Consider the following 256-nt stretch of genomic DNA (forward strand, 5'->3'; position numbering starts at 1 on the left):
TGCCCCCGAAGAACAGCCCGAGCACGAAGGAGATCCCGACGCCGACAAGGCCGATCACCAGTGAGATGCGCGCGCCGTAGACGATGCGGGAGAGGAGGTCGCGCCCGAGCCGGCCGGTGCCGAGCAGGAACAGGGTCCCGCCCGCGGGCGGGCAGATCAGGTGCCGGTCACCCGGCACGAGGCCGAGATAGCGATAGGGCTCGCCGCGGCAGAAGAACCAGACGGGCGGGGGCGTCGCGGTGTCGACGATGTAGCC

The 256-nt window shown here is 71.1% G+C and carries 1 pseudogene; it reads right to left on the reverse strand.

The features are described 5' to 3' along the window. Window positions 1-256: pseudogene (locus WDW90_RS40085) on the reverse strand (ABC transporter permease); the annotation flags it as partial.

Source organism: Methylobacterium nigriterrae, from assembly GCF_037106235.1.
Lineage (GTDB): Bacteria > Pseudomonadota > Alphaproteobacteria > Rhizobiales > Beijerinckiaceae > Methylobacterium > Methylobacterium nigriterrae.